Origin of the sequence: Paenalicyclobacillus macrosporangiidus (genome assembly GCF_900116805.1) — a bacterium.
Classification (GTDB): domain Bacteria; phylum Bacillota; class Bacilli; order Alicyclobacillales; family Alicyclobacillaceae; genus Alicyclobacillus_H; species Alicyclobacillus_H macrosporangiidus.
The window spans coordinates 1-1,287 of sequence record NZ_FPBV01000087.1 but is presented as its reverse complement, the minus strand read 5'-3'; the positions used below and the strand labels follow the sequence as shown (position 1 = coordinate 1,287).

Sequence of the window (1,287 nt, the reverse complement as noted above, 5' to 3'; positions counted from 1 at the left end):
TGAGTTGCCCCGTTCATCCGCCATGGCCACCGAATCCGTCAGTTTCCGGACAACAAACACCGTCAACTTATGGCCATTATACGTTGGCTGTAACAGTTCGAGTAAATCGCAGACATGTATCTCTATATAAAACGTGATACTCAAACAAAACTCGTTCGCTTGACTTCGGTTATCGGAACATTGACGTAATGTTTCGTGTCATTCCTGCCCTGCACCCCTCCTTCATGTGGAAGGAGGGGCTTCGTTTGTGATCCACACCACCCATGCGGCCTTCGGCGCCGCCCTCATGGAAACCATCCTCGTCGCCGAGCATGCCCCTGTCACCTGGCAAGCCGCCGCCGCGGTCACCGTTGCCTTCACCGTGGCGCCGTTCCCAGACATCGACCAACCCGAGTCATGGGTTTCCCGGCACGTGCCGTTCGGATCGGTCGTGTCCATGTTCATCCGCCACCGCACGTTGACCCACTCATTGGCGGTCACGGTTGCCTTGTACCTTGTGTTGTTCGACATGGGTGTGCGTATTCCAGGATGGTTGGCCACCGGGATCATCGTGGGATGGACAAGCCATTGGCTTATCGACCTGCTCAACCCGATGGGCGTTCAACTGTTCTACCCGCTTCCCATATGGGTGCGGCCTCCCATACCGTGGCTGGCCATTGGGGTGGAGAGCCCCGGAGAGGCGATTATTCGGCTGGTGATTCAGGTGTATGCCGTTTCGTTGGGGGCGAGCTACGGGCTTTTGCACCTGCCAGGGGCGGTTCGGGAAACGGGGAGGTTTGTGATGCCATACGCATCGCGATTGGTTGAGGCGGTCTCATTGCCCTGGTTGGCGGACGCCTGTCGGTGGCTGCACTTGACCGCCTGAATTTGAGTCTTGGAAAGGGTGATCGATATGGGGGCCAACGCGAGTGACATCACGAGCAATCCCGCATGGAGCCTGGTTCAACCGATCTTTGACCTGCTCGCGGTTGGGATTCTGGTATGGATGACGGTCTTGATTGTCAGGAAGTATTTCAAAGGCGAGCACCACAACATCATTGTCCAGGTGCTGTTCGGGATGATCGCCCTCGTTTTCCTCATTGACCCCACGGTGTTCTTCGGGGTGCTGAACTGGCTGATTGGCAAACTGCCGCACGCGTGACGGCCGGGCCGCTCGGCAGGGGCGGCCCTTTGTGTGGAGAGGAGGGTTTTTGGTGCCGCGCAGCTATCAGAAGCTGTTCAAACAGAAGACGGTGATCACCAATCTCAATCGTCACAGCCTGGGTTTCAGGCTGTTTGCAGACGACC

At 57.1% G+C, this 1,287-nt stretch carries 2 protein-coding genes; both read left to right on the top strand.

Annotated features, from left to right (window positions below; translation table 11 throughout):
• Positions 1 to 247: 247 nt before the first annotated feature.
• Complete coding sequence (locus BM357_RS18805) at positions 248 to 865, top strand: metal-dependent hydrolase (protein WP_074956941.1); 618 nt, start codon at positions 248 to 250, stop codon at positions 863 to 865.
• Positions 866 to 892: 27 nt separating this feature from the next.
• Positions 893 to 1,141, top strand: coding sequence for a hypothetical protein (locus tag BM357_RS18800; protein ID WP_029422098.1), 249 nt, complete (start codon positions 893 to 895; stop codon positions 1,139 to 1,141).
• The last annotated feature ends 146 nt before the right edge of the window (positions 1,142 to 1,287 follow it).

Coding starts and splice junctions, on each gene's coding strand:
- BM357_RS18800 (WP_029422098.1), top strand. CDS start 893: ATGGGGGCCAACGCGAGTGACATCACGAGCAATCCCGCATGGAGCCTG.